This is a genomic window from Nocardia sp. NPDC050799 (assembly GCF_040654015.1).
GTDB lineage: Bacteria > Actinomycetota > Actinomycetes > Mycobacteriales > Mycobacteriaceae > Nocardia.
Window position 1 is genome coordinate 216,803 of record NZ_JBFAHF010000006.1, and the last position, 21,668, is coordinate 238,470.

Sequence of the window (21,668 nt, forward strand, 5' to 3'; positions counted from 1 at the left end):
GAGGCCGAAACCCACTGACACCCAGCGAGAAAACACCAGATCAACAAGCTGACATCCTGCTGGGAGCTCTCAGCGGAGGACGCCCGCGATCTCACGGGCGGTGACTTTCGCGAGGTCGACGAAGAACGGAACCCGCTCGTCGATCATCAGCTCGACCGGCCCACGCAGCCCGAGGGCGAACCGGACCTGTCCCGACTCGTCACCTACCGGCACACCGATGGTCCGGAATCCGTGCACCAGCTCTTCGTCGTTGAACGCGTAGCCGCGTTCCCGTGTATGAGCGAGTTCCTTGCCGAGCTCCACCGGCCCGGAAATCGACCGTGCGGTACCGCGGTCGTACGGCAACCGGGTCAACTCGTCCTCGCCGGTCTGCGCCCAGGCCAAGAGCACTTTGCCGAGTGCGCTGGCGTGGAGGGGAAGCCGGAGGCCTTGCAGTTCATGGCCGTCCGCCTCGCGCCAGCTGCTGGTCCCCAGCAGCACGGCATCGTTACCGTGCCGCGCGGCGATGGACGCTTTGGCGCCGGTGATCCTCGCCAGCTCCTCGAGGTGCGGTTCCGCCAGGTGGATGCGGTGCTGCCGATAGGCGATCTGACCGTATTCGGCCAGCGCGGTCCCCAATCGGTACCGGGTGGGCGAATCTATCTTGTCGAGGAAGCCTGCCTCGACAAGCGCGGAGAGCAGGCGATGGGTAGTGCTCACCGGCAGGTCCAGCCGCCGGGCGATCTCGGAGACGCCGAGGTCTTCGCCGTTGCGGAAGCAGGCGAGGACGGCCAGAGCGCGTGTGACGGACTGGAGTTGGCCGTTGGCTGAGGATCTGGACTCCACATGGTGAAGCTAGCACGGAAGGCGAGCATTTCGGTCATCGAATTTTCCGGATTGTGGAAAAGCATTGATACACCTGCAGCAATTACCGAGTACCCGCCGTGACTCGTATCCGGGCTTTTTCGCGGAATTTGCGCGCTGGGGCGAATAAACACATATCCGGTACTCGAGTCAAGCTTTCCGGTCAACGGAAAGGTAAGGGTGGGCACCTGCCTGACCGCCGCATAGCTTCCTCGAGTACCAGCCCTCGCCCGACTAGGAGCCGATTCCGATGCGCCCCCACCGCCGACCACCTCGAGTGCGCGCCGCTCTCGCGATCCTCCCCGTCGTTGCGCTGGTTGCCGCCGCGTGTGGCTCCGGCGGAGCGGGGTCGGACGATTCCGCAGCGGACGGCGCACCCACCTTTGTCCTCAAGGTCACAGACGAAGGCAATTCCGGTCCGCTCGCCGTCGCCAAGCGAGACGGCACTTTCGACGAAGCGCTCGCTCCGCTGGGCGCGAAGATCGAGTGGGTCAACGCTCCGCCTTCGTTCAGCGCGAACCTCAAGTTGTTCAACGCCGGCGAGCTCGATGTCTCCGGTGGCGCCTACAGCCCGGTTGTCGGCGCGCTGTCCAAAGATGTCGGCGTGCGGATCATCGCGGTCGCCGACCCGGTGGATCAGGATCAGGCCGGCATCATCGCCTCGCCGGACTCGGGGATCCGGGAGGTGAAAGACCTCGTCGGTAAGCGAATCGCGGTCAATCCGGCGGGCAAGGGTGAATACATCACGCTGAAGGCGTTGGAGCAGGCCGGGATTCCGTTCGACCGGGTCGAACGGGTTCCGCTGCAGATATCGGACGCCGCCTCCGCCTTCTCCACCGGGCAGGTCGACGCGTGGGCATCGTTCAATGATCCGTACGCGGAAGCCAAGGCCCGCGGGGCCGTCGAGATCGCCACCGAGGCCACCGTCGGCTCGACGGACAATACGATCGTCGCGTTCCGCACCGAGGTGCTCGACAAGCGGCCCGACGTCGCCGCGAAGTATCTCGAGACCTTGCAGCATCTGGTCGAACGTCAGCGGGCCCACCCCGAGGACTTCGAGAACGTGTTCGAGAAGGCCGGACCGCGCGCGCTGTCCGGTGAACGGCTCGAACGCGCGATCGACCTCGGGCGGCGGGCGTCGGTGCCGCACTACCCGACCGCCGAGGACGCAGCCGACCTGCAGGGAGTGGCGGATCTGTTCTACGAGAACGGTGTGATCACCCGGGCCGTCACCGCGGCGGACGTCTTCTATCCGCTCGAGGAAAAACTCGCCGCCGCCGGGAATCGGCCCGCACCGACCACGGGGAAATGAGATGGCCGTCGTGACCACACCGCGCGCGAAGGGAGAACCCGGTCGGAGCCGCGGGGAACCCGGCCTCGAGGTGCCGCGATACCGGGCCGGCCGGCCGCGGCCCCGGTGGGTGTCGATTCCGCTGCGTTTCCTGGTGCCCGCCCTGCTCGTCGCGGTGTGGTGGATCGGTTCGGCGACCGGTGTGATTCCCGAGGAGATCCTGGCCGGGCCACCGAAGGTATGGACGGCTTTCGTGGAGTTGTACGAGACGGGACAGCTCGTCGATTTCTCGATCGCCTCGTTCAATCGTGCCGCTCTCGGAGTGTTGTTCGGGGTCGCGGCCGGGTTGATTCTCGGTGTCCTCTCCGGATTGTCCGGTCTCGGTGAGGAACTCGTGGACTCCACGATGCAGATCAACCGAGCGGTTCCGTTCCTCGCGCTGGTTCCCCTCTTCATCGCCTGGTTCGGTATCGACGAGACGTTCAAGGTACTGCTGATCGCGTTCGCCACGGTCGGACCCATGTACGCCTACACCTATCTCGGCGTCCGCAATGTCGATCGCAAGATGGTCGAAGCGGCGCGGAGCTTCGGATCGAGAGGCCCGCGCCTGGTGTTCGAGGTGATCCTCCCCTCGGCGCTGCCCGGGGTGCTGATGGCACTGCGGATATGCCTGTCCATTGCGATCACCGGCCTGATCGCGGCAGAGCAGGTGGGCACCAGGGAAGGGATCGGCTATCTGGTGACCCTCGCCCAGGAGTACAACCGCACCGATTACATGGTGCTCTGTGTAGTGCTGTACGCGGTACTGGGGCTGATCTTCGACGGAGTGGTCCGGATCATCGAACGGTTCGCGATGCCGTGGCGCGGACAGGTGGCTACCCGATGAGCGCCGAAGCGCCCTTGCCTCCGCTGTCCACTCGCACCCGGAGCCCGGCGTCGGCCACCGCCCGCAGAGCAGGTGAACCGGTGGCGGTGTCGATCGCGGGCCTGCGCAAGACGTTCGGTGCCACCACCGTTCTCGACGGGATCGACCTGGAGATCCGCCGGGGCGAGTTCGTCGTCCTGCTCGGTCCGTCCGGAACCGGAAAGACCACCCTGCTGCGGCTGCTGACCGGTCTCGAGAAACCGGACGGAGGACAGGTTCTCGTACCGGCACGCCGGACGACCGTCTACCAGGAGCCGCGGCTGATCCCGTCGAAACGGGTTCTCGGCAATGTCACGATCGGTCAGCGCCGCACCGCCGACACCAAGGAGCGCGCTACCCGGGCGCTGGCCGAGGTCAACCTCGAGGGCAAGGCGCGCCAGTGGCCGGCGACTCTGTCGGGTGGCGAGGCACAGCGGGTGGCGCTGGCCCGGGCTCTGGTTCGCGAGCCGGAACTGCTGCTGCTCGACGAGCCGTTCGCGGCGCTCGACGCGCTGACCCGGCTCCAGATGCAGGATCTGGTCGGCGACCTCGTCGCGCGGCACCGGCCCGCGGTGCTCCTGGTGACCCACGACGTCGACGAAGCGGTCCGGCTGGCCGACCGGGTACTGATCCTCAATGAAGGCCGGTTCGCGGTCGATATCGATATCGACCTCGCCCGCCCCCGGGACCGCACCGATCCGGAGTCCCTCCGCTACCGCGCGGCATTCCTGGCCGAGCTGGGTGTCGGCCGCACCTCTTCCCCCACGACCACCTGAAGGAGCACGCGATGACCGCTGCCGCCGACCCTGTTCTCGACACTCTCTGGTACACGCGGTGCCCCGTGCCCACCGCGAGCGGCTTGGCCCACAGTCTCGGCTGGCTGGGCGAGACCGCCGCCGCGGCCGGGATCGGTCTGGGCGTATTGCAGGATGCCGGTCCCGACCTGGCGTCACGGCACTTCGACCATCAGCTGCTGGGCCTGATCCGCGAGGGCGGCAATGTGCCCGCACTCGCGGCGCGGGCCGAGGGTTCACCCACCAGACTGATCGGCCTGACCTGGATCGACGAGGCACAAGCGATTCTGGTGGCACCCGATTCACCCGCTTCCGGACCGGGTGATCTGGCCGGGCTGCGGGTCGCGGTCCCCGCCTGGGCGCGGGACCGGGCCCGCAGTTTCCCCCGGGCGATGGCTCTGCACGGGTTCGCGAGTGCGCTGGCCCTCGGTGGGCTCTCCTTCGCCGACGTCCGGCCCGTCGAGGTCGCGGTCGAGCGCAACCCGCAGGTACGGGGTGAGAAGGCAACGGGTCGCAGAATCACCACCTGGGGCGTGGAAGCGCTGCTCGCCGGTGACGTCGATGCGATCTACGTCAAGGGCGCCCGCGCTCAGGAGGTCGCCCGCGAACACGGCCTGCGTACCGCGGTCGATCTCGATACCACCGCATCGAAGCGCTCGCGCGTCAACAACGGCACCCCGCGCCCGATCACCGTGCACGCGGACCTGCTGGAGTCGCGCCCCGATCTGGTGGTCGGGTTCCTCACGCAGACGCTGCGGGCCGCGAACTGGGCCGCCGGCAATCTCGACGAGGTCCGCGCCGTACTGGCCCGGGAGACCTTCTCCGGCGCGGCGGGCGTCCAGGCCGCATACGGCGACACTTTCCACCGCGGTCTGCACCCGACGCTGTCCGACGAGCGGATCGAACTGCTCGACGTGCAGAAACAGTTCCTCTACACCCACGGCTTCCTCGCCACGGACTTCGATCTCGCCGCATGGGTCGCCCCGGAACCGCTGCAGCAGGCGAGCGCCCGGCTGGCCGCCGAAAGCGAGGCCTCGTCGTGACCGAGTTCCGGTGGGAGCTTCCGGTGCGCGGGGACGGCCGCCATGTCGGTTCCGTCTCCGCACACCGCGGCGGATTCGACTTCCTCGACCAGGTCGTCCTCGCCGCCGAACTGTCCGGACTCGACGGTGTCGTCGCTCCCTACGACCCGGAGGGTGAGGAATCGTGGGTGGTCGCCGGCTCCGCCCTGCGGCAGACCCGGCACCTGCGGGTCGGCGTCGAATTCCATCCGGCGTTCGGGACACCCGTGTACGCGGCCAAGCTGTCGGCCACCCTGCAACGACTCTCGAACGGCCGGCTCGACTGGCGGTTGCGCATCGACACCGACGCCGGCGACGCCGCGGCTCGCGGTGATCGGGTCACCGGTGCCGATCGTTACCGGCGGGCAGCCGAATTCCTCACCGTCGCACGGGGCGTGTGGAACGAGGAGCAGGTGTTGCCCGGACGGTTCGGGGGTACCGGGTTCGAATTCGCCGGCGAATACTACGACGTCGTCGATGGCGGATTTCGTGGCATCCTGTCGGGTCTGCCATTTCCCCGCGTCCACCTGTCCGGCAATTCGGCCGAGGCGATCGAACTGTCGGCCGAGCACGGCGACGTGCACATTTTCACCGAGACCGCGGACGGCGTCGACGATGCGGTGGCGTCCTTGCGGGATGCGGCGAGCGGATCCGGGCGCACCGTGCGCGCGGCACTCGCCCTGCCTGTCATCGCCCGGGAGACCGAGGACGAGGCGTGGGCGCGCGTCCTGCGCCAGTGGCGCGAGGTTGCCCCGGAGGCGGACGACGCCGAGGTCCGGGCACTCGCACGCGACGACTTCCGCTGGCCGGGCTTCGATCGCATCGGTTACACCCGGTCGATCGGCCTGGTCGGTAGTTACGACCAGGTGGCGCAGGCGCTCTCGGACTACCGCACGCGCGGCATCGAGATATTCGAACTGACCGGGCATCCGCATATCGAGGAACTGCACCGGGCCGGAGAACACCTGCTACACCTCGCCGACCCGGCCGGCCGCACTCTCGCAGGACAGGAGAACCACGCGTGAGCACGGACTTCTACTGGCGCATCGGGATGGAGGGCGACCATGCGTCGTTGCGCACGCCACGTCGCTACAACCGGGGGCATGCCGGCGGCCACGGGCCGGGCAATATCGCGCCCGCGATCCGGGGCGGCAGATTGGACGGATACAGCTATATCGACCATATGGCCGCGGTGGTGAAGGCGTCGGAGTCCGCGGGCTTCGTCGGTGGGCTGTTGCCCTCCTTCCCGATCACCGAGGACCCGTGGGCCACCGCGTCCGCACTCGCCCGGGAAACCGATACCTACCGCTTCATGGTGGCGTTCCAGCCCGGGTTCCTGCACCCGCTGCAGGCCGCCCGGATGTCGGCGAGCCTGCAGCGCGCCACCGGGGGGCGCCTGGTCTACAACATCATCAGCGGCGGCGGTGGGGCACCGCAGTTGTGGTGGGGCGACAAGGTGGCGCACGACGACCGCTACGCGCGCACCTCGGAGTTCCTCGACGTGCTGCGCGGCGTATGGGACGGAACGCCGTTCGACTACGCGGGGCGGTTCTTCCGGACCGCGGGCGCGGCGCTGCCGCCTTTGCTGGCGGGGCAGTCGTTCCCCGAGGTGTACTTCTCCGGGTCGTCCGGGGCCGCCGTGGACGCCGCGGGCCGGCACTCCGACTACTACCTGTCGTGGCTCGAACCGTTCGACGACCTGCGGGCGAAATTCGACGGGGTCCGCGCACATTCCGAGAAATCGGGCCGCACACCGAAGTTCGCGGTCCGCATCGACATCGTTGCCCGGCATACCGAAGAGGCTGCGTGGACGGAGATCGAGAAGGGGTGGGCGTCCGTCGACCGTGCGGCAGCCGACCGGGCCGCCCAGGGCGACTCCGTCGGTGCCGCCCGGATCAAAGGCTGGGTGCCGCAGCACATCACCGGATACCGCGACCTCGAAGTCCAGCCCAACGTGTGGTGCGGGTTCAGCCTCATCCGCGGCGGGCCGGCGTTCGGGCTCGTGGGCAGCTACGAGCAGATCGCCGAACGCCTCGACCAATTGATCGATCTCGGCGTGGACGCGTTCATCCTCGCCGGCAATCCCCACCTCGAAGAGGCCTACCGCGTGGGCGAAGAAGTGCTGCCACTCCTCCGGCGCACCACTCCCACCCCGGTGCGCACCCTTTCCCCCCGATAGGAGAATCATCATGACCGGCATCGAAACTCGCGTCACCCCCGCCGTCGAGGCCTTCGTCGACGACGCTCGCCGCGCTGCCGACACCGCTTTCCGCGTGTTCCGCGAGACCGGGACCGTTTCCGCCAACGGCACCGTGAACTTCGTCGAGCGGGTCCCCGGCGAAGAACTGGCGGTCGCGCTCAACGAACCCGGACCGTGGGCGCAGGACCGGAGCGCGAAGCCGATCCTCGCGTCGTTCGACGGAGAGGTGCTGGCCGGCGACGGTCCCGCCGGATTCGTCACCGGTTACGCCCGGGTGTTCCTCAAACATCCCGAGATCACCTCGATCGTGCACGTGCACACGCCCTGGCTGGGCGGATGGGCCCAGACCCACCGGACCCTGCGCATCAAGTACGCGGCCTCGCAGCGCCTGACCCTCTCCCGCGATATCCCCGCACATATCGACCGCAGCCAGGCCCCCGCTGACTTCATTCTCGACCGCCTCGTCGACGACCCGGACCTCGTCGCGATCTTCGAGGCCAACGGCGGGGTCAACGTGATCGGCCGGTCGGGCCTGCTCGACCTCGCCAAATTCGTGGTCCTGCTCGAAGAGGGCGCCCAGTATCAAGCGCTCGGTGAACTCGTCGGCGGCGCTGTCGATTTCGATCCGACGAACCTCGTGGCCCAGTGGGGACGCAGTGGACTACTCGACGAAGCCCGCCGCCGCGGTCTCGTCTGACATTCAGCCGGCAAAGGAGACCTCTCATGACTACTCGTATCGGCTACTTCCCGAACAACAACTCCTTGTTCGTACTGCGCCACAACGGCCTGCTCGAACCCCACCTCCGTGATGTCGAGTGGGTTGACCTACGCGAACTCCCGGCCCCGCCTCGGACCGATCCCCGTACCGGGCTGCCGACACTGCACTCGGACTGGTTGTTCGAGGAGGGCGGGTACGACTTCATCGGCACCGGGTTCACCCCGCCGATCACCGGCCTGGGGCAGGGACGCGATCTGGTGTATGTCGGGATCTCCGGCCCGCGCGTCGACAACGGGCGAGTGGTGAGCCTCGCGAACTCCGGTATCCGCACCGTCGCCGACCTGCCCGGCAAGCGGGTCGGGATCGCACACGGTTCGTGGCAGACCACGCTGGCCCTGCTGGCGCTCGACCGTGCGGGCAAGCGCTGGTCCGATATCGTCCCGGTCGATATCGACGTGAACGACGGGGGCACGGCCCTGTTGCGCGGCGATATCGACGCGTGGGTCGGTGCCTACCCGGCGCTGGCGGAGGTCGAAGCCGCCGCGCAGGTACACACGCTCATCGACACCGACGGTCTCTTCAGCCACCCGTCGTTGTGGTTCGTCCGGCGCGAGTTCGCCGACAATCATCGCCCGGAACTCGAAGCCATCATCACGGCCCTGCAGGAATCGGATGCGTGGATTGTCGCCAACCCGCGCGAAGCGGCGCGGTTCTTCGTCGACGATGCGCAGCGGCGCGGCGGTACCGCCGATCTCGATCGCTGGGAGGCGGCGTTGCGCGGACGCCCCTTCGGGATCGGCCCGGTCACCGATGAATTCCTCGATGAGCAGCAGCGTTCGGCAGACCTCCTGCACGCCAACGGTCTTCTCCCCCGAACGGTCGATGTCCGCGCCGCGGTCCTACCGTGGATCGCAGAGGTCGTCGCGACCGGTCGTCCGGTCACCGCGGGCTGAGGCTCGGCCGGTCACCACCCCGAGCCAGGTAGGCAGACCAGCCGTGGGTGGTTGCCGGCATCCTTCGGCTTCCACCCCGGCGGGCGGCCGGTGGAATCGTGCGTGCCCGAGCTCGGTGGACCCTGAGAACTAGTAGCCCTTCGGAGACCGGTTGGTCGCTGCCCGGCGTTCGGCCTCCTTGGCCTGGACCCGTTCGTCCTCGGCACGCACGGCGGCATAGCTCTCGCGTTCGCGGATCAGCCACTCCGGCGGATCCGCGAGGAGAGCGGCGATCGCGTCGGCGGTGAGCGAATCGGACACTCCCGCCCGGGTCAGGCCACTGTTGGAGACACCGAGCTTACGGGCCACGACGTCGCGCGGGAACGGTCCGGTGCGGCGCAGCTCGGTGAGCCACTGCGGCGGGTTCGTCCGGAGCTCGTCCAGCTCGCTGCGGGAAATCGGGTTGTTCCGGAACTGTTCGGGAGCCGCCGGAAGATAGATGCCGAGCTTGTTCGCCGCCGTCAGCGGCTTCATCATCTGCGGTTTCTTGTCCAGGCTCACCGGAACAGGGTATCGGGCCGCCGAGCCGGTCCGGACTCCGCGGTGCCATACGCTTGCCGGTATGAGCCGGTTCCCCTCGATCGATGTGCAGCGCCTGCGCTGGTTTGCCGCAGTCGCGGAGGAGCTGCACTTCGCCCGCGCCGCGAAGGCATTGCACATCTCCCGCCAGAAGCTCAGCCACACGGTCATCGATCTGGAGACCGAGCTCGGCACGAAGCTGTTCGTACCGGGGGCACAGCCCACCCGGCTGACCGATGCGGGACAGGAGCTGCTGCGGGAGGCGCGCGACATCATCGCGCGTTCCGAGGACGAGGCGGGCACCGCGGCGGACGCTGCCCCGGCCACGCTGCGGGTCGGGTTCGTGCCCGGCGTCACCGTCACCAAGTGGGAGCGGATCTGGGGGCGGCGGTTCCCGGATACCCCGCTCCAGCTGGTCGCTGTGGCTCAGGCCGACCAGGAGCCGGCGCTGCGCGAGGGCCGGGTCGACATGTGCTTCGTCCGGTTGCCGATCGACCGCGGCAATATGAACGCGATCCCGCTCTACCGTGAGTTGCCCGTCGTCGTGGTACCCAAGGACCACGAGATTTCACTGCTCGACGAGGTCGGCATGGCCGATCTCGCGGGCGAGCGCCTGCAGGACACCGCCGATATCGACGCCGCCGGAGCCGCCATCGAACTGGTCGCCGCCGGAGTCGGCGTCGCCATCGTTCCGCATTCGATCGCCCGCCTGCACCACCGGCGCGACGTCGTCTACCGCACGGTGACCGATACCGACGAGACCGAAATCGCCCTGGTCTGGCCGCAGGCCCGGACCACCGATCTGGTCGAGGAGTTCATCGGCGTAGTGCGCGGCCGTTCGGAACACAGCTCCCGCTCCCCCGCCGGAAAAAGCACCGAACCAGAACCGCGGAAGCCGCACGCCCCGGCGAAGCGACCGCGTCCCGCGAGGAAACCGGTCCCGTCCAGGAAGAAGCCGGCACGGGGGCGCAAACGCTAGCGCGAGTGCGACGACCCTGGCAGCGCCACCGGCCCGCGTGCGTCGCGCACTGAATCGCCCCCGCAGAACTACTTCGCGTGCTGAACACGTCGTCCGGCCGGTGCCGTGGTCCGTGCACCGAACGGCTCATTACACGGGTGTGTAGGTGATGTGTAGATCACGCAATCCCCGCAGGAGAAACGTCGGTTCGTAGTGGTAGCTGCGATTGTCCGGCGAGCCGTGCCTGCTGTCGTCGATGGCGAGGTCACGCAGACGGTCCAGCATCCGATTCACGGTGACCTGTCCCTCGGTGCGGGCCAGCGGCGCACCGGCACAGGTGTGGATGCCCCGGCCGAAGGCGATGTGCTCGCGGGCGTTTCGGCGATCGACCCGGAATTCATCGGGGTTCTCGAATTTGCGCGGGTCCCGGTTGGCGGCGCCGATGCACAACATCACCACCGTGCCGGCGGGGATATCGACACCACCCAGTTGCGTGCTCTTACGGGCGAGCCGGAAGTCGACCTTGGTGGGGCTTTCGATACGGAGCGATTCTTCGATCAGCGGACCGACCAGACTGCGGTCCGCGCGGATCAGTTGCTGGAGCTCCGGTCGTTCGGCGAGCACCCGGACCGCGGAACTGAGCAGTTTGGTGACGGTCTCCTGTCCGGCCGCGAAGAGAAAGGTCGCCGGGCGCACGATATCAATGATCTCGGGTACCGATCCGTCGGGGTAGGTCGTGGACGCGAGTATTCCCAGAATGTCCTCGCGCGGAGAGGCGCGACGTTCGGCGATGTACTCACCGAAGGTTTCCTCCAGCCATTCCAAGGGATTGCTTCCCACCGGCTCATGGTCCAGGGCCCCCACCCTGGTGCCGGGGTCCTTGTGGCCGGCCAGCCGGGCGCGGAATTTGTCCCGGTCGGCGTCGGGAACGCCGAGCAGGTCGGCGATGACGAGTGTGGCGAACGGCTTCGCGTAGTCGTCGAGGAACTCACATCGGTCGCCTGTGAGAACCTCGTCGAGTTGGCGATCGGCCAGCCGCCACATGTACTCCTCGTTCTCCTTGAGCCTCTTGGGGGTGAGCAGCCGGCTCAACAGGGTACGGGTGCGGGTGTGCTCCGGGGGGTCCATGGTGACCATGTGCTCGTAGATCGGGAACTGGTGCCGATGTGCCTCGATCTGCGCGCCGATGTCGTCGCCGACAGGGACGAACGGCAGTGGTGGAAACGGTCCGCCGATCGCGACGCAGGCGGAGAAGGCATCGGTATTCCGGAATGCCTCGTTGGTTTCCTGGTAGCCGGTGACCGCGACAACTCCGTAGTGCGGTTCCCGGAACACCGGGTTCCGGCTACGCAGATAGGCCAGATATTCGTAGGGGTCCTGGGCGACCAGTGCATCGGAGAAGTAGTCGACAGACGCCGGATCGGTCATTGTCAGCCTTTCGTGACACGGGGCGGCGGGCTGATCCGTCGCTCCCCGCGAGATCTACCAAGACACCGCTGGTTTGATCGATCGATCAGAATTAGTGAGCGATTCATGAGTACCACGACCCGCAGACCGGGGTCAAGAAGACAAATGACCCGGAGCTCGCACCCCGGGCCGCGCGGCCCAGCCTTGAAAACCCCCGAAAGCGCCCAGCTCAGCCGCTGCCATAACGCAGCACAGCGCCGGCCCGGCCGATGAGCGCAACACCCATGGACATCACTGCCGGCCGCCACGATCAGGCAGTCGCATTCCCGGGCGAGCCATTGACAGCAGCCCGCACCCAGTGCACGATTTGATCGATCGATCAAACGATCGAATATTATTGGATATCGGGCGTTCCCTCGCCCGATCGCGAGGAACGAGGTGCTTCATGGTCGGTCGAGTCGAAGGCAAGGTCGCCTTCATCACAGGTGCGGCACGGGGCCAGGGACGTAGCCACGCGGTGCGGTTGGCGCAGGAGGGCGCAGACATCATCGCGGTCGATGTGTGCAAACCGGTCAGTGGCACCGACCAGATTCCGCCGTCCACACCGGACGACCTCGCCGAAACCGCCGACCTGGTGAAAGGATTGGGTAGACGGATCGTCACCGCGCAGGTCGACGTCCGCGACTTCGACGCCTTGCACGCCGCGGTGGGTAGCGGGGTCGAGCAGCTGGGCCGGCTGGATATCGTTGTCGCCAACGCCGGGATCGGCAACGGCGGCGAGACCTTGGACAAGCTCGGCGAGCAGGACTGGAACACGATGATCGACATCAACCTCTCCAGTGTCTGGAAGACCGTGAAAGCCGCTGTCCCGCATCTGCTGTCCGGAGGCGCGGGCGGATCCATCATCTTGACGAGCTCGGTGGGTGGACTGAAGGCCTATCCGCATACGGGCCACTACATCGCCGCCAAGCACGGTGTAGTGGGCCTGATGCGGACATTCGCGGTCGAATTGGGCCAACATTCGATCCGGGTCAACTCGGTGCATCCGACCAATGTGAATACACCGATGTTCATGAACGAGGGCACCATGAAAATGTTCCGCCCCGATCTGGAGAATCCGGGTGTGGCGGACTTCGAGCCGGTCGCACAGTTCATGCATGTACTGCCGGTCGGCTGGGTCGAACCGGTGGACATCAGCAACGCTGTACTGTTCCTCGCCTCCGACGAAGCCCGCTACGTCACCGGACTTCCCATGACCGTCGACGCGGGCAGCACACTGAAATAGCCGACGGCCCGCCGAATGATTCCGGCGGGCCCTCCCACCACGCGGTGCGCTCGACCGGGCCGATCATCGGCCGAGTGCACCTATAGCCGGCCCACAGAAGCGGAATGGCCGGCCGACGCGCGGTGGCCGGCGGGCCGGGCGTCGCGATACGCCCCCGCAGCGAGACGTGCCGACGCGGAGTCCGGATCGACCCACCGGCTCCCGCGCGATCGACGGCCATCCGGTCGGGCGTTCGCCGCCCCTGATCGGCCGTAGTTCAGCCCATTCCGATTCGAATGTTCTTCACCTGCATGAACTCGTAGAGGCCGTCGAGCCCCCGGTGCGGCCGAAGCCGCTGTGTTTGTATCCGCCGTAGGGCCCCTGCGGTGAGATATCACTGACCTGGTTGATCCATATGGATCCGGCGTGCAGAGACCGCGCGACACGGTGCGCGCGGGCCAGGTCTGTGGTCTGGATGAAGGCGTTGAGACCATAGGGGCTGTCATTGGCGGTTGCGATCGCTTCCGCCTCGTCGGCGAATTTCATCACCGACACCACGGGACCGAAGGTTTCGGTCCGCGCCAGGTCCGATCGGTTGTCGACGTTGCCGAATACCGTGGGCTCGACGTAATAGCCGTCGGCGAGATCGCCGCCTATCCGTTTTCCGCCGGTGAGCAGTTCCCCGGCACCGGTGGACACGGCCCGATCGATCACGCCGAGGATTCGTTCGGCATCCGTCGCGCTCACCACCGGGCCGAATATCACCGAGGGGTCGAATGGGTCGCCGACGCGCGCGGATTCGACGGCGGCAACGAACTTTTCCAGGAAAGAATCGTAGACGGATTCGTGCACCAGTACGCGGCTGGCACAGGCACAACTCTGCCCGGATTGGACGAGGGGACCCTGATATGCCGACAGCTGCGCGGCGGCATCGAGATCCGCGTCGACGAATACGATATTGGCGGACTTGCCGCCCAGCTCGGCGACCACGGGCACCAGGTTCTCCGCGGCGGCCGCGAGGACCTTGCGCGCGGTCACCCCGCCGCCGGTGAAATGGATCTTGCGAATGCCGGCGTGCCGCACCAGCGCATCACTGCCCTCCGCCTCGGCCGGCACCACATCGACCAGCCCCGGTGGCAGCCCCACCTCGGTGCACAACTCACCGAACCGCAACGCCGCGTACGGCGCCGACGCCGAGGGTTTGAAGACGACGGCGTTGCCGGCGGCCAATGCGGGAGCCACACACGAGGCGGCCACGACCATCGCGCCGTTCCACGGGGCGATGACTCCGACTACGCCATAGGGTTCGCGTTCGATCAGATTGAGGTCGAACGAACCGGCGGCCGGGGTGCTCAGACCATGCGGCTTGTCGACGTAACCGGCGAAGTGGCGCAGGAAGCGTTCGAGCAGCAGCGTATTGATCGCCAAGGAGACCGGTACCCCGTAGTCGTGCCAGGCTTCATCGGCGGTGAACCACGCGAACGGCACCCCGGCAGCCAGGGCCCGGTCCAGCATCGCGATCACCTGCCGCGGCTTCGTAGCGAACCCGACCTCATCGGCGATGCCCGCAGCCCGGCAACGCTCACGGTCGACCGTCCACGACTCGGGAACATACAATTCCCGGTCGATCAGCGCATGCCCGCGGCCGGACGCATACGCCAGAAACACCCCGATCTGGCAGTTCTCCGTCCGCCCAGCCGTGCCCGAGTACTGCCGCTGCACCCCCGCCGAGCGCACCCCCTTCTTCAAGAACCCGGTCTCATCGGCGGCCAGCACCGCATCCGGATCGCCGAGCCGGTCCACCACATAGGCCCGCACGTCGTCACGGACCCCATCGACATCCCAGTCCGCCCGCCGCAGCAACCGCTGCATCCCCTGCGGACCCGCCTCACCGGCACGCTCGGCCAGCGTCCACCCATTCTTCCGCTCCAGCCCCGCGACCAGGCCCGACACATACTCCCGCGCCCGAGCCCGCGGCTCCGACCGCGTGAACCGGGCACCCACCACCGCCATCAACGAATCCAACTCGGCCACAGCACGATCCAACACCACCACACACATCTACCAGCACCGACTCAACCGAGTGTCGTTGCAGTATTAACGCTGGCGCCGACACCGCCGCAGCCCATCGCCGGGGTCGGTGTCGCCCTTGTGCGTCTCATCGGCGAACCCGCTTGCTGGCGAGTCAGCGCCAGGACGACATGCGGCTGCGGCGCCCACGTCCAGCGCGAGCAGAGGCCGTGTTTCGGCGTTCGGGTCGGAGCGATCCGACGGTCGGTTTCCATAATAGATCGTCATCGACGAAGGCCATCAATAAACTGACCTCACGTCGGGGGACTTCGGCGGTTGATCAGGCTCTCGGATGGAGCCGTTTCGCATGTCGAGCGTTCGAGTCCAGCCCTACGAGGGCGGGTCGTTCGCGCAGGACGCCGAGCCTGCACGACAGCTCACTCCAGCGGAGCGCCGTAACTCGCCGAACGGAGCGCTGTCGGACGCGCAGACCGACTCACGCTCACGATGCCGGCCAGTCCGCACATCAGCGCAAGCGAAATCCACCGCGTTGGAACGGGTCCCAACAGTGACAGCAAGTAGCCGGCGGCGAGCGCGCCCAATGCCGCCGCACCGTTGGTCATCAGTCCCATCGCCGCGACGGCGCGGCCGAATACTTCCTCAGGGATGACTTCGACTTGATAGATCGTCAACGCCACACTGCCCGCCACGCCGACGCCGCCGATGCCGCCCCAGCACAGTGCGAGTACGAAGGGGTTATCGCTCACTGCGATCGGGATGAGCAGCGCCGTCCACACCCACAACCCGGTGCGATAGATCACTGCGGCAGGGAAACGGGTGGTGATCCGGGCTGCCACCACAGCGCCGAGGATTCCGCCGACGCCTGCGGCGGCGAGCACGACGCCCGCGATCCAAGCCGGACGTCCGGCATGGGTCAGTTCGAACAGGATCAGCAAAAGCACGATCTGAATGATCATGTTCGACAGTGCGGCGACCGTTGTCGACAGACGCAATAGCGGTTCATTCCATACGACGCGAACGCCCGCAGCAATATCGCGTATGCTCGGCCGCGCCCGGGGCGCCACCGGCGTCGCAGGCTGCTCGCGGCGGATCAGCGATAGGGCAACCAGACAGTACAGATAGGAGGCGGCGTTGACGGCGAACGGCAGCCAGCGCGCCAGCCCGTAGATCGCGCCGCCCGCGGCGCGCCCGATGAGCAACGCGATCGGCTGTTCGGACTCGAGGAACGAAAAGGCTGCCGAGCGTTGAGATTCGGGCACGACATCACGCACCGCACCGACCTCGCAGATTTCGATGAAGACGTACACGGTGCCCTCGAGGAACGCGGCGACGATGATCATCAGCGCGAGCCCCTGCGGATCGGCGGCGACCGCCGCCGTCACCACGCATGCCGAGAGGAGCCCGACCAGCTGGCAGATCCGGAGTACGCGGATCCGGTCGTAGTGGTCCGCCACCACTCCGGCGGCGGCCTGGAAAATCAGATTCGGTGCGCTGAGCGCGAATCCGGCCCAACCGGCGAGTGTGGGGGAATGGGTGAGCGCCAGGACGAGCAACGGCGTGGCGATGCGGGTGCCGTGAAATCCGATCAGCGACATCGCGTTTCCAGACCACAGCAAGGCGAAGTTCCGATTGCCGCGCAGTCCGGGGACAGTCATGGTCGAGCTCCTGTGAGGTCCGGAGAGCTGGCCGAGGCAGGTGGTGTCAGGCGGGCGTGTGGTCTTCCGTGCCGCTGATCGCCAGTGCCGCTTCGAAATCGGTGCGCACCCGCGATTCGATGTGTGTGATGAGCTTGGTCAAGTCCGCGCAGTACACGGACCGGTTGCGGAAGCCGGCGCCCTCCCGATAGCGATGCACGTAATGCCCACCGCCGCAGACGGTGTGGATTGGGCACGCGAGACAGGTATCGCTCAGCGCGGCGGCGCCGATCTGACGGGCCACGATCGACGGATCCGACAGCGCCACATCGAACATGTTGCCGCTGCCCCGAACCGGAATTCGCGCGGCACCGTCGAACACCGACTTCAGTTGGTCGACCTGTTCGAGCGAGCCATCGGTTTCGATGGTGGCCGTGCGGATCGGCGACAGTCCGACGGATTCCGAACCCGCCTGGCCGCCCAGCAGCAGCTCGATGATGTCACCGAACAACCGCACACTGGTTTCCCGTACCGGTGCGCCATACCATCGGTCGAAGACCGTGATCAGCCAGTCGGCATACGGCGTCTCGGCGGAGTCCGGTATGCGACCCGGTGGTGGCGTAGTCCAATTACCATGGGGCAGAAGAAAATCAACTGCCGGTGGCGCGAAGGGAAGCATTGCCTCGTAGGTCTGCACGGGGTCGTTCCTCACGTCGACGGTGCACAGCAGTCCTGAGAACAGATGCCGCCGGTGCGGGGGCATCAGCTGCTCCAGTCCGGCAACGACACGGGCATAGCTACCGCGGCCGGCGCGATCGAGCCGATGCCGGTCGTGCTCCGGTTCTCCGCCGTCGAGGCTGACGCCGATCTTGACGTTCCACTGGTCGCAGATGCGCAGTACATCGTCGTTGATCAAGACCCCGTTCGTCTGAATTCCCAAGCGCACCTGTACAACCGGATCCAAGATCTCCCGGGCGGTCCGTGCGAAGTACTCCAGATCGCTTGGCCCGACCAGCAGTGGCTCCCCGCCGTGGAAAACGAGGTCGATCACCGGCAGTCCGAAGTGGACCGCGTGTTCCTTGATCAGCTGGCAGGCGCCGAGGAAGATTTGCCGGCTCATCGCCTTCGGCTTGGACCGCCAACTCTGATCCGCCATCTCGTACATGTAGCAGTAGTCACAGGCCAGGTTGCAGCGGCCGTGGATCTTGACCACGAACTCGTAGAACGGCAACGGCCGCCACCCGTCACGCTGTAGTGCGGAGAATTCCGATGACCAACCATGCCAAGGCAATTCACAAGGCTGCTGCTCCATCAGTTCTGATCCTCTCGTTGTGATGCGCGACCGCTGGCACCCGGTGCGGCGAACCCGTGGACGAGCCCGCGCGTCGGCACGTCCACGGGTCACGCACTTGTCCGGACTACTCGGCGGGGGCGATGAAGGAGTTGAAGTTGCCCCGCTTTCCGGCACGCGCTTCGTTCAGGTGTCGCTGCAGTGCCTCACGCAGGGCGGGTCCGGCGGCACCCATCAATGCCTCCGAGTTACGGTTCGCGAGTTCGGCGAGATTACCCATGACGTATCTACCTTTCGAGAGCTGTTCCTTATTCCCGGAACCGCGCAGCACAGAGTCACCGGCCGTTCATCCGCGGTTATCGGTGCACGGGAAACTGGGAATTCAACCGGGGTATCAGAGGATATCCCGGCGGGCCAATCGTACCGCGATCGATGTCTGCACCCGTTCCCCAGAGTTGAGAACCCTTTAGTAGCAACCGCTCTCGACGGCATCGTGTTCTCATCTGTTTCTCATGGAGAGTGGGATGTCAGTGGCCCCATCGGACTATTCCGCGGCGAGACATAGGGCTGCCCGTGCCGTTGCGTAAGTTGTCATGGGCACGCCGAGTTCGGCTGCGCGCAGGTATTCGTTTCGCGCCTCACTCTTTCGCCCAGTGCCGAAAAGGAAGTCCGCCAGGCGGACACATCCCTTCGGATCCAGCGGATCGTGATCGACGAAACGGCGATAATAATGCTCAGCCGAGTCCAGATCTCCAGCGTCCCGAGCCGCACGGCCACGCGTCTCCAGCAGCGGATGTAGATTCTCCAGGGAAGGGAGCGAATTTGGGTTGCACTCCTCGTCACAGGCTTGGACCGCGGCCTCTTCGGCCATGTCCAGCATCCACCTGACACTGTCGTGATCGCCCTTGAGATACGGCACGAAGCTGACCCCTCGCCAGTAGCAGCTGTGTAGCAGCAAACCCTCACCCTCGACCGGAATGGACCCCAGCAGCGGCTCCGCGACTGCCGCCCAGTGCTCGACATCGGCGAGCTGCCCACCCGAGAGCGCATGATGGACGACCAGGTTGACTGCCGCTCCGAGGCGCACAGTGCCCGGTAAGTGCTCGTCCAGCGCAGTACGAGCAGTGAAGTCGTGCACTCCCGTGGCGGCATCACGATCGCCAGGATCGAGCTGGAGAAGCGCGGCGTCCCGTCTGGAGGCCAGTGCTCGCGTCTCGTACTCCGAGGCATCGTGATTGCCGGGCGCGACGAGGGCAACGATCATCTCCCAAAATGCCAGCTTTGCAAGGACCTTCACCACCCGCAGCTGCTGGCGAGTAGACAGGCCATCCCAGTTCTCCACCTGGTCACAAAGGAACTCCCATTGTGGTGATCGCCGCCCCGCCGCCAGTTCTCTCGGATCGTTCAAGAACGGAATCTCCGGAGATTCGAGCGAGATCAGCACCCGCAGCAAGCAAGGCGAAGCGACCTGATGGAACGGAAGCGGTTCGTCGGCCAGCAGCTTTACGCCAAGGTTGGCGGCTACTCGTGCATGGATCGGACCGGCATCGCTACACAGATCGGAATAGGCGGCAAGTCTGGAGGACCGAGTATTGCTGTTGGCAAAGCCATTGGGAGGATTCATCGTTCAATCCCCCGGGCGCAATCCCGCGCCTGCGTACGCTGTTGTTCCCTGTCATGGGGGAATTCGCCAGGATAATGGTCCATCGGTTCTGATCCTCTCGTTGCGATGCGCGTCCAAGCATTCGATCCGGTGAACCCGTGGACAGCTCGGCGCGTCGGCACGTCCACGGATCGTGCGCTGTGCCCGGACTACTCGGAGGGCGCGATGAAGGAGTGCAAGTGGCTGCGCTGGTCGGCACGCGCGTCGTTCAGGTGTCGCTGCAATGCCTCGCGCAGGGCAGGGCCGGCGGCACCCATCAATGCCTCCGAGTTGCGGTTCCCGAGTTCGGCGAGATTGCCCATGACGTATCTACCTTTCGAGAGCTTTTCCGGATCCCCGGAACCGCGCAGCACACATTCACCGGCCGCTTATCCGCAGTTATCGGTACACAGAGAGGATCGGATTCAACTGGGGAATTGATGACATCCGGCAGTGAAACCATATCGCGACCGGCACGGAAGCGCCTTCGGCGTCCTCCCAACGCTGAGAAACCGATTGCGGCGCAAGGTTTCTCAATGGTTGTGCTGGCGGTGGTCGCCGCCTGCTATCTACCTCGAAAGCTTTGGCCCTCCCGATGCTGGAGCAGTGCGTGAGCAGTCCCCGATAAAGAGTCCACCCGGGATCAGAGTTAGTACTCCAGCATCACTTCGTGATGTGCTGGGTAGCATATGCTTTCGTGTTGATCGATGAAGATCTGGTGGCGTGGACGGCTGGGTTGGACGAGTTGTTCGGGCGGGTGGCGGGCCGGTTTTTGCGGGCGGAGCCACGTCGGCGGGCGCGGGCGTATGTGCGGGGTCTGCTGGCGCCGCTGGCGGGAAAGAACGGCTGGACACTGGCCGAGGCCGCGGGCGATCTGACGCCGATCGGGATGCAGCGTCTTCTGAATGCGGCGGCGTGGGATGTCGATGGGGTGCGTGATGATGCGCGGTCGTACGCGGTCGAGTATTTGGGTGATCCGGAGGGCGTGCTGGTTGTCGATGAGACCGGTTTTCTGAAGAAGGGGGTGAAATCGGCTGGGGTGCAACGGCAGTATTCGGGAACGGCCGGTCGTGTCGAGAACTGCCAGCTCGGGGTGTTCTGCGCATATACGAGCGTGAAGGGGCGCACGTTGATCGACCGGGAACTGTATCTGCCGAAGTCGTGGATCGCTGATCGGGCGCGTTGCCGCGATGCCGGGGTGCCCGACGAGGTCGATTTCGCGACGAAACAGGTCTTGGCCCAGCGCATGCTGGCCCGGGCGCTGGATGCTGGGGTGCCTGCACGGTGGGTGACCGCTGATGAGGCTTACGGTGGTGATTCGAAGTTCCGGACCTGGCTCGAGCGGCGGCGGGTCGGGTATGTGGTGGCCGTGCCCAGCAGTGCGCCGGTGATGTTGTCGCTGGCCGGCAGTCGGCGTGCCGGTCAGGTTGTCGCTGACGCACCGCCGCAGGCGTGGAAGCGCCGGAGCTGCGGAGACGGCGCGAAATGCCCTCGGGTTTTCGACTGGGCCGTGGCCTCCGTGCCCACCGAGAGCGAGGCCGGGCCCGGCTGGGCCCGGTGGTTGCTGGCCCGGCGATCACTGACCCCCGACACCAAGGGTGAGTTCGAAATCGCGTACTACCTGTGCGGGGCCCCGATCGGCACCAGCGACGACGACCTGATCCGAGTCGCCGGCGCCCGCTGGGCGGTCGAAGACTGTTTCCAGACCGCGAAAACCGAAGTCGGGCTCGACCACTATCAGGTCCGTCGTTACGACGCCTGGTACCGCCACATCACCCTCGCCCTGCTGGCGCATACCTACCTCGCCGTGACAGCGGCTGTCTCCCCAAAAGCGTTGGCAGCGGCCTCATTCCACTCACTCTCGGAGAGATCAGACGTCTCCTGGCACACCTGACCACCCCGGTCCCGAACCTCACCACAGCACTGCACTGGTCGACCTGGCGAAGACGACACCAGCACCGAGCGAAACAAGCTCACTACCAGCGCCGACACCGATTACATCACGAAGTGATGCTGGAGTACTAAGAGCGCATCTGGGAACTCGGGCGCCGGTCGGTTCTCAGCGCTCGAGATTTGAGTGAACTCCTGGTACTGCAGTGAGTGCTGAAGTCACCAAATA

General features: G+C 66.1%; 19 protein-coding genes and 2 pseudogenes. 11 read left to right on the plus strand and 10 right to left on the minus strand.

The window, feature by feature from the left end; all coding sequences use genetic code 11:
* Positions 1-69: 69 nt before the first annotated feature.
* The gene (locus AB0H42_RS09260; RefSeq protein WP_357052211.1) at positions 70-825 is read right to left on the minus strand and encodes an IclR family transcriptional regulator; all 756 of its coding nucleotides are present in this window, start codon (positions 823-825) and stop codon (positions 70-72) included.
* Between the two features lie 268 nt (positions 826-1,093).
* Here AB0H42_RS09260 and AB0H42_RS09265 point away from each other — a divergent pair, with 268 nt between their 5' ends.
* From AB0H42_RS09265 to AB0H42_RS09300, 8 genes are read left to right on the plus strand one after another with little or no spacing between them, the layout of a single operon-like run.
* The gene (locus AB0H42_RS09265) at positions 1,094-2,155 is read left to right on the plus strand and encodes an NrtA/SsuA/CpmA family ABC transporter substrate-binding protein (RefSeq protein ID WP_357052215.1); all 1,062 of its coding nucleotides are present in this window, start codon (positions 1,094-1,096) and stop codon (positions 2,153-2,155) included.
* Position 2,156: 1 nt separating this feature from the next.
* Positions 2,157-3,020: an ABC transporter permease gene (locus AB0H42_RS09270; RefSeq protein ID WP_357052218.1), complete on the plus strand. Its 864-nt coding sequence runs from the start codon at positions 2,157-2,159 to the stop codon at positions 3,018-3,020.
* The gene (locus tag AB0H42_RS09275; RefSeq protein ID WP_357052221.1) at positions 3,017-3,814 is read left to right on the plus strand and encodes an ABC transporter ATP-binding protein; all 798 of its coding nucleotides are present in this window, start codon (positions 3,017-3,019) and stop codon (positions 3,812-3,814) included. The genes AB0H42_RS09270 and AB0H42_RS09275 overlap by 4 nt, the downstream gene beginning before the upstream one ends.
* An 11-nt stretch (positions 3,815-3,825) precedes the next feature.
* Complete coding sequence (locus AB0H42_RS09280; protein ID WP_357052224.1) at positions 3,826-4,875, plus strand: ABC transporter substrate-binding protein; 1,050 nt, start codon at positions 3,826-3,828, stop codon at positions 4,873-4,875.
* Positions 4,872-5,918: an LLM class flavin-dependent oxidoreductase gene (locus tag AB0H42_RS09285; RefSeq protein ID WP_357052227.1), complete on the plus strand. Its 1,047-nt coding sequence runs from the start codon at positions 4,872-4,874 to the stop codon at positions 5,916-5,918. The genes AB0H42_RS09280 and AB0H42_RS09285 overlap by 4 nt, the downstream gene beginning before the upstream one ends.
* Positions 5,915-7,072 (plus strand): LLM class flavin-dependent oxidoreductase, encoded by a 1,158-nt coding sequence (locus tag AB0H42_RS09290; RefSeq protein WP_357052230.1) that lies wholly within the window; start codon positions 5,915-5,917, stop codon positions 7,070-7,072. Before AB0H42_RS09285 ends, AB0H42_RS09290 begins: the two co-directional genes overlap by 4 nt.
* Before the next feature lie 10 nt (positions 7,073-7,082).
* Positions 7,083-7,790: a class II aldolase/adducin family protein gene (locus AB0H42_RS09295; RefSeq protein ID WP_357052233.1), complete on the plus strand. Its 708-nt coding sequence runs from the start codon at positions 7,083-7,085 to the stop codon at positions 7,788-7,790.
* A gap of 26 nt (positions 7,791-7,816) precedes the next feature.
* Positions 7,817-8,764, plus strand: coding sequence for an ABC transporter substrate-binding protein (locus AB0H42_RS09300; RefSeq protein ID WP_357052236.1), 948 nt, complete (start codon positions 7,817-7,819; stop codon positions 8,762-8,764).
* 129 nt (positions 8,765-8,893) lie between these two features.
* Here AB0H42_RS09300 and AB0H42_RS09305 read toward each other — a convergent pair whose 3' ends face one another.
* Complete coding sequence (locus AB0H42_RS09305; RefSeq protein WP_357052239.1) at positions 8,894-9,304, minus strand: DUF5997 family protein; 411 nt, start codon at positions 9,302-9,304, stop codon at positions 8,894-8,896.
* Positions 9,305-9,365: 61 nt separating this feature from the next.
* On the opposite strand from AB0H42_RS09305, the gene AB0H42_RS09310 reads away from it, so the two are divergent.
* Positions 9,366-10,301, plus strand: coding sequence for a LysR substrate-binding domain-containing protein (locus AB0H42_RS09310; RefSeq protein ID WP_357052242.1), 936 nt, complete (start codon positions 9,366-9,368; stop codon positions 10,299-10,301).
* A gap of 129 nt (positions 10,302-10,430) precedes the next feature.
* Here AB0H42_RS09310 and AB0H42_RS09315 read toward each other — a convergent pair whose 3' ends face one another.
* Positions 10,431-11,708 (minus strand): cytochrome P450, encoded by a 1,278-nt coding sequence (locus tag AB0H42_RS09315; RefSeq protein ID WP_357052245.1) that lies wholly within the window; start codon positions 11,706-11,708, stop codon positions 10,431-10,433.
* A 424-nt stretch (positions 11,709-12,132) separates the two neighbouring features.
* Between AB0H42_RS09315 and AB0H42_RS09320 the strand changes: the two genes are divergently transcribed.
* Positions 12,133-12,972 (plus strand): mycofactocin-coupled SDR family oxidoreductase, encoded by an 840-nt coding sequence (locus AB0H42_RS09320; RefSeq protein WP_357052248.1) that lies wholly within the window; start codon positions 12,133-12,135, stop codon positions 12,970-12,972.
* A gap of 282 nt (positions 12,973-13,254) precedes the next feature.
* Here AB0H42_RS09320 and AB0H42_RS09325 read toward each other — a convergent pair whose 3' ends face one another.
* The 7 genes and pseudogenes from AB0H42_RS09325 to AB0H42_RS09355 all read right to left on the minus strand — a co-directional run bounded on the left by AB0H42_RS09325 (position 13,255) and on the right by AB0H42_RS09355 (position 19,872).
* Positions 13,255-14,379 (minus strand): aldehyde dehydrogenase family protein, encoded by a 1,125-nt coding sequence (locus AB0H42_RS09325; RefSeq protein ID WP_357052293.1) that lies wholly within the window; start codon positions 14,377-14,379, stop codon positions 13,255-13,257.
* 27 nt (positions 14,380-14,406) lie between these two features.
* Positions 14,407-14,964, minus strand: a pseudogene (locus AB0H42_RS09330) (IS701 family transposase); the annotation flags it as partial.
* Between the two features lie 434 nt (positions 14,965-15,398).
* A complete protein-coding gene (locus AB0H42_RS09335; protein ID WP_357052251.1) occupies positions 15,399-16,637 on the minus strand; it encodes an MFS transporter in 1,239 nt (412 codons plus the stop codon).
* 46 nt (positions 16,638-16,683) lie between these two features.
* A complete protein-coding gene (locus tag AB0H42_RS09340; RefSeq protein ID WP_357052254.1) occupies positions 16,684-17,928 on the minus strand; it encodes an FxsB family cyclophane-forming radical SAM/SPASM peptide maturase in 1,245 nt (414 codons plus the stop codon).
* Positions 17,929-18,034: 106 nt separating this feature from the next.
* Positions 18,035-18,187 carry a hypothetical protein gene (locus AB0H42_RS09345; RefSeq protein ID WP_357052257.1) on the minus strand — a complete coding sequence of 51 codons (153 nt, stop codon included), beginning with the start codon at positions 18,185-18,187 and terminating at the stop codon, positions 18,035-18,037.
* A gap of 264 nt (positions 18,188-18,451) precedes the next feature.
* Positions 18,452-19,531, minus strand: coding sequence for a hypothetical protein (locus AB0H42_RS09350; protein WP_357052260.1), 1,080 nt, complete (start codon positions 19,529-19,531; stop codon positions 18,452-18,454).
* Positions 19,532-19,719: 188 nt separating this feature from the next.
* Positions 19,720-19,872 carry a hypothetical protein gene (locus AB0H42_RS09355; RefSeq protein WP_357052263.1) on the minus strand — a complete coding sequence of 51 codons (153 nt, stop codon included), beginning with the start codon at positions 19,870-19,872 and terminating at the stop codon, positions 19,720-19,722.
* A 380-nt stretch (positions 19,873-20,252) separates the two neighbouring features.
* Between AB0H42_RS09355 and AB0H42_RS09360 the strand changes: the two are divergent.
* Positions 20,253-21,574, plus strand: a pseudogene (locus AB0H42_RS09360) (IS701 family transposase).
* Positions 21,575-21,668: the final 94 nt, after the last annotated feature.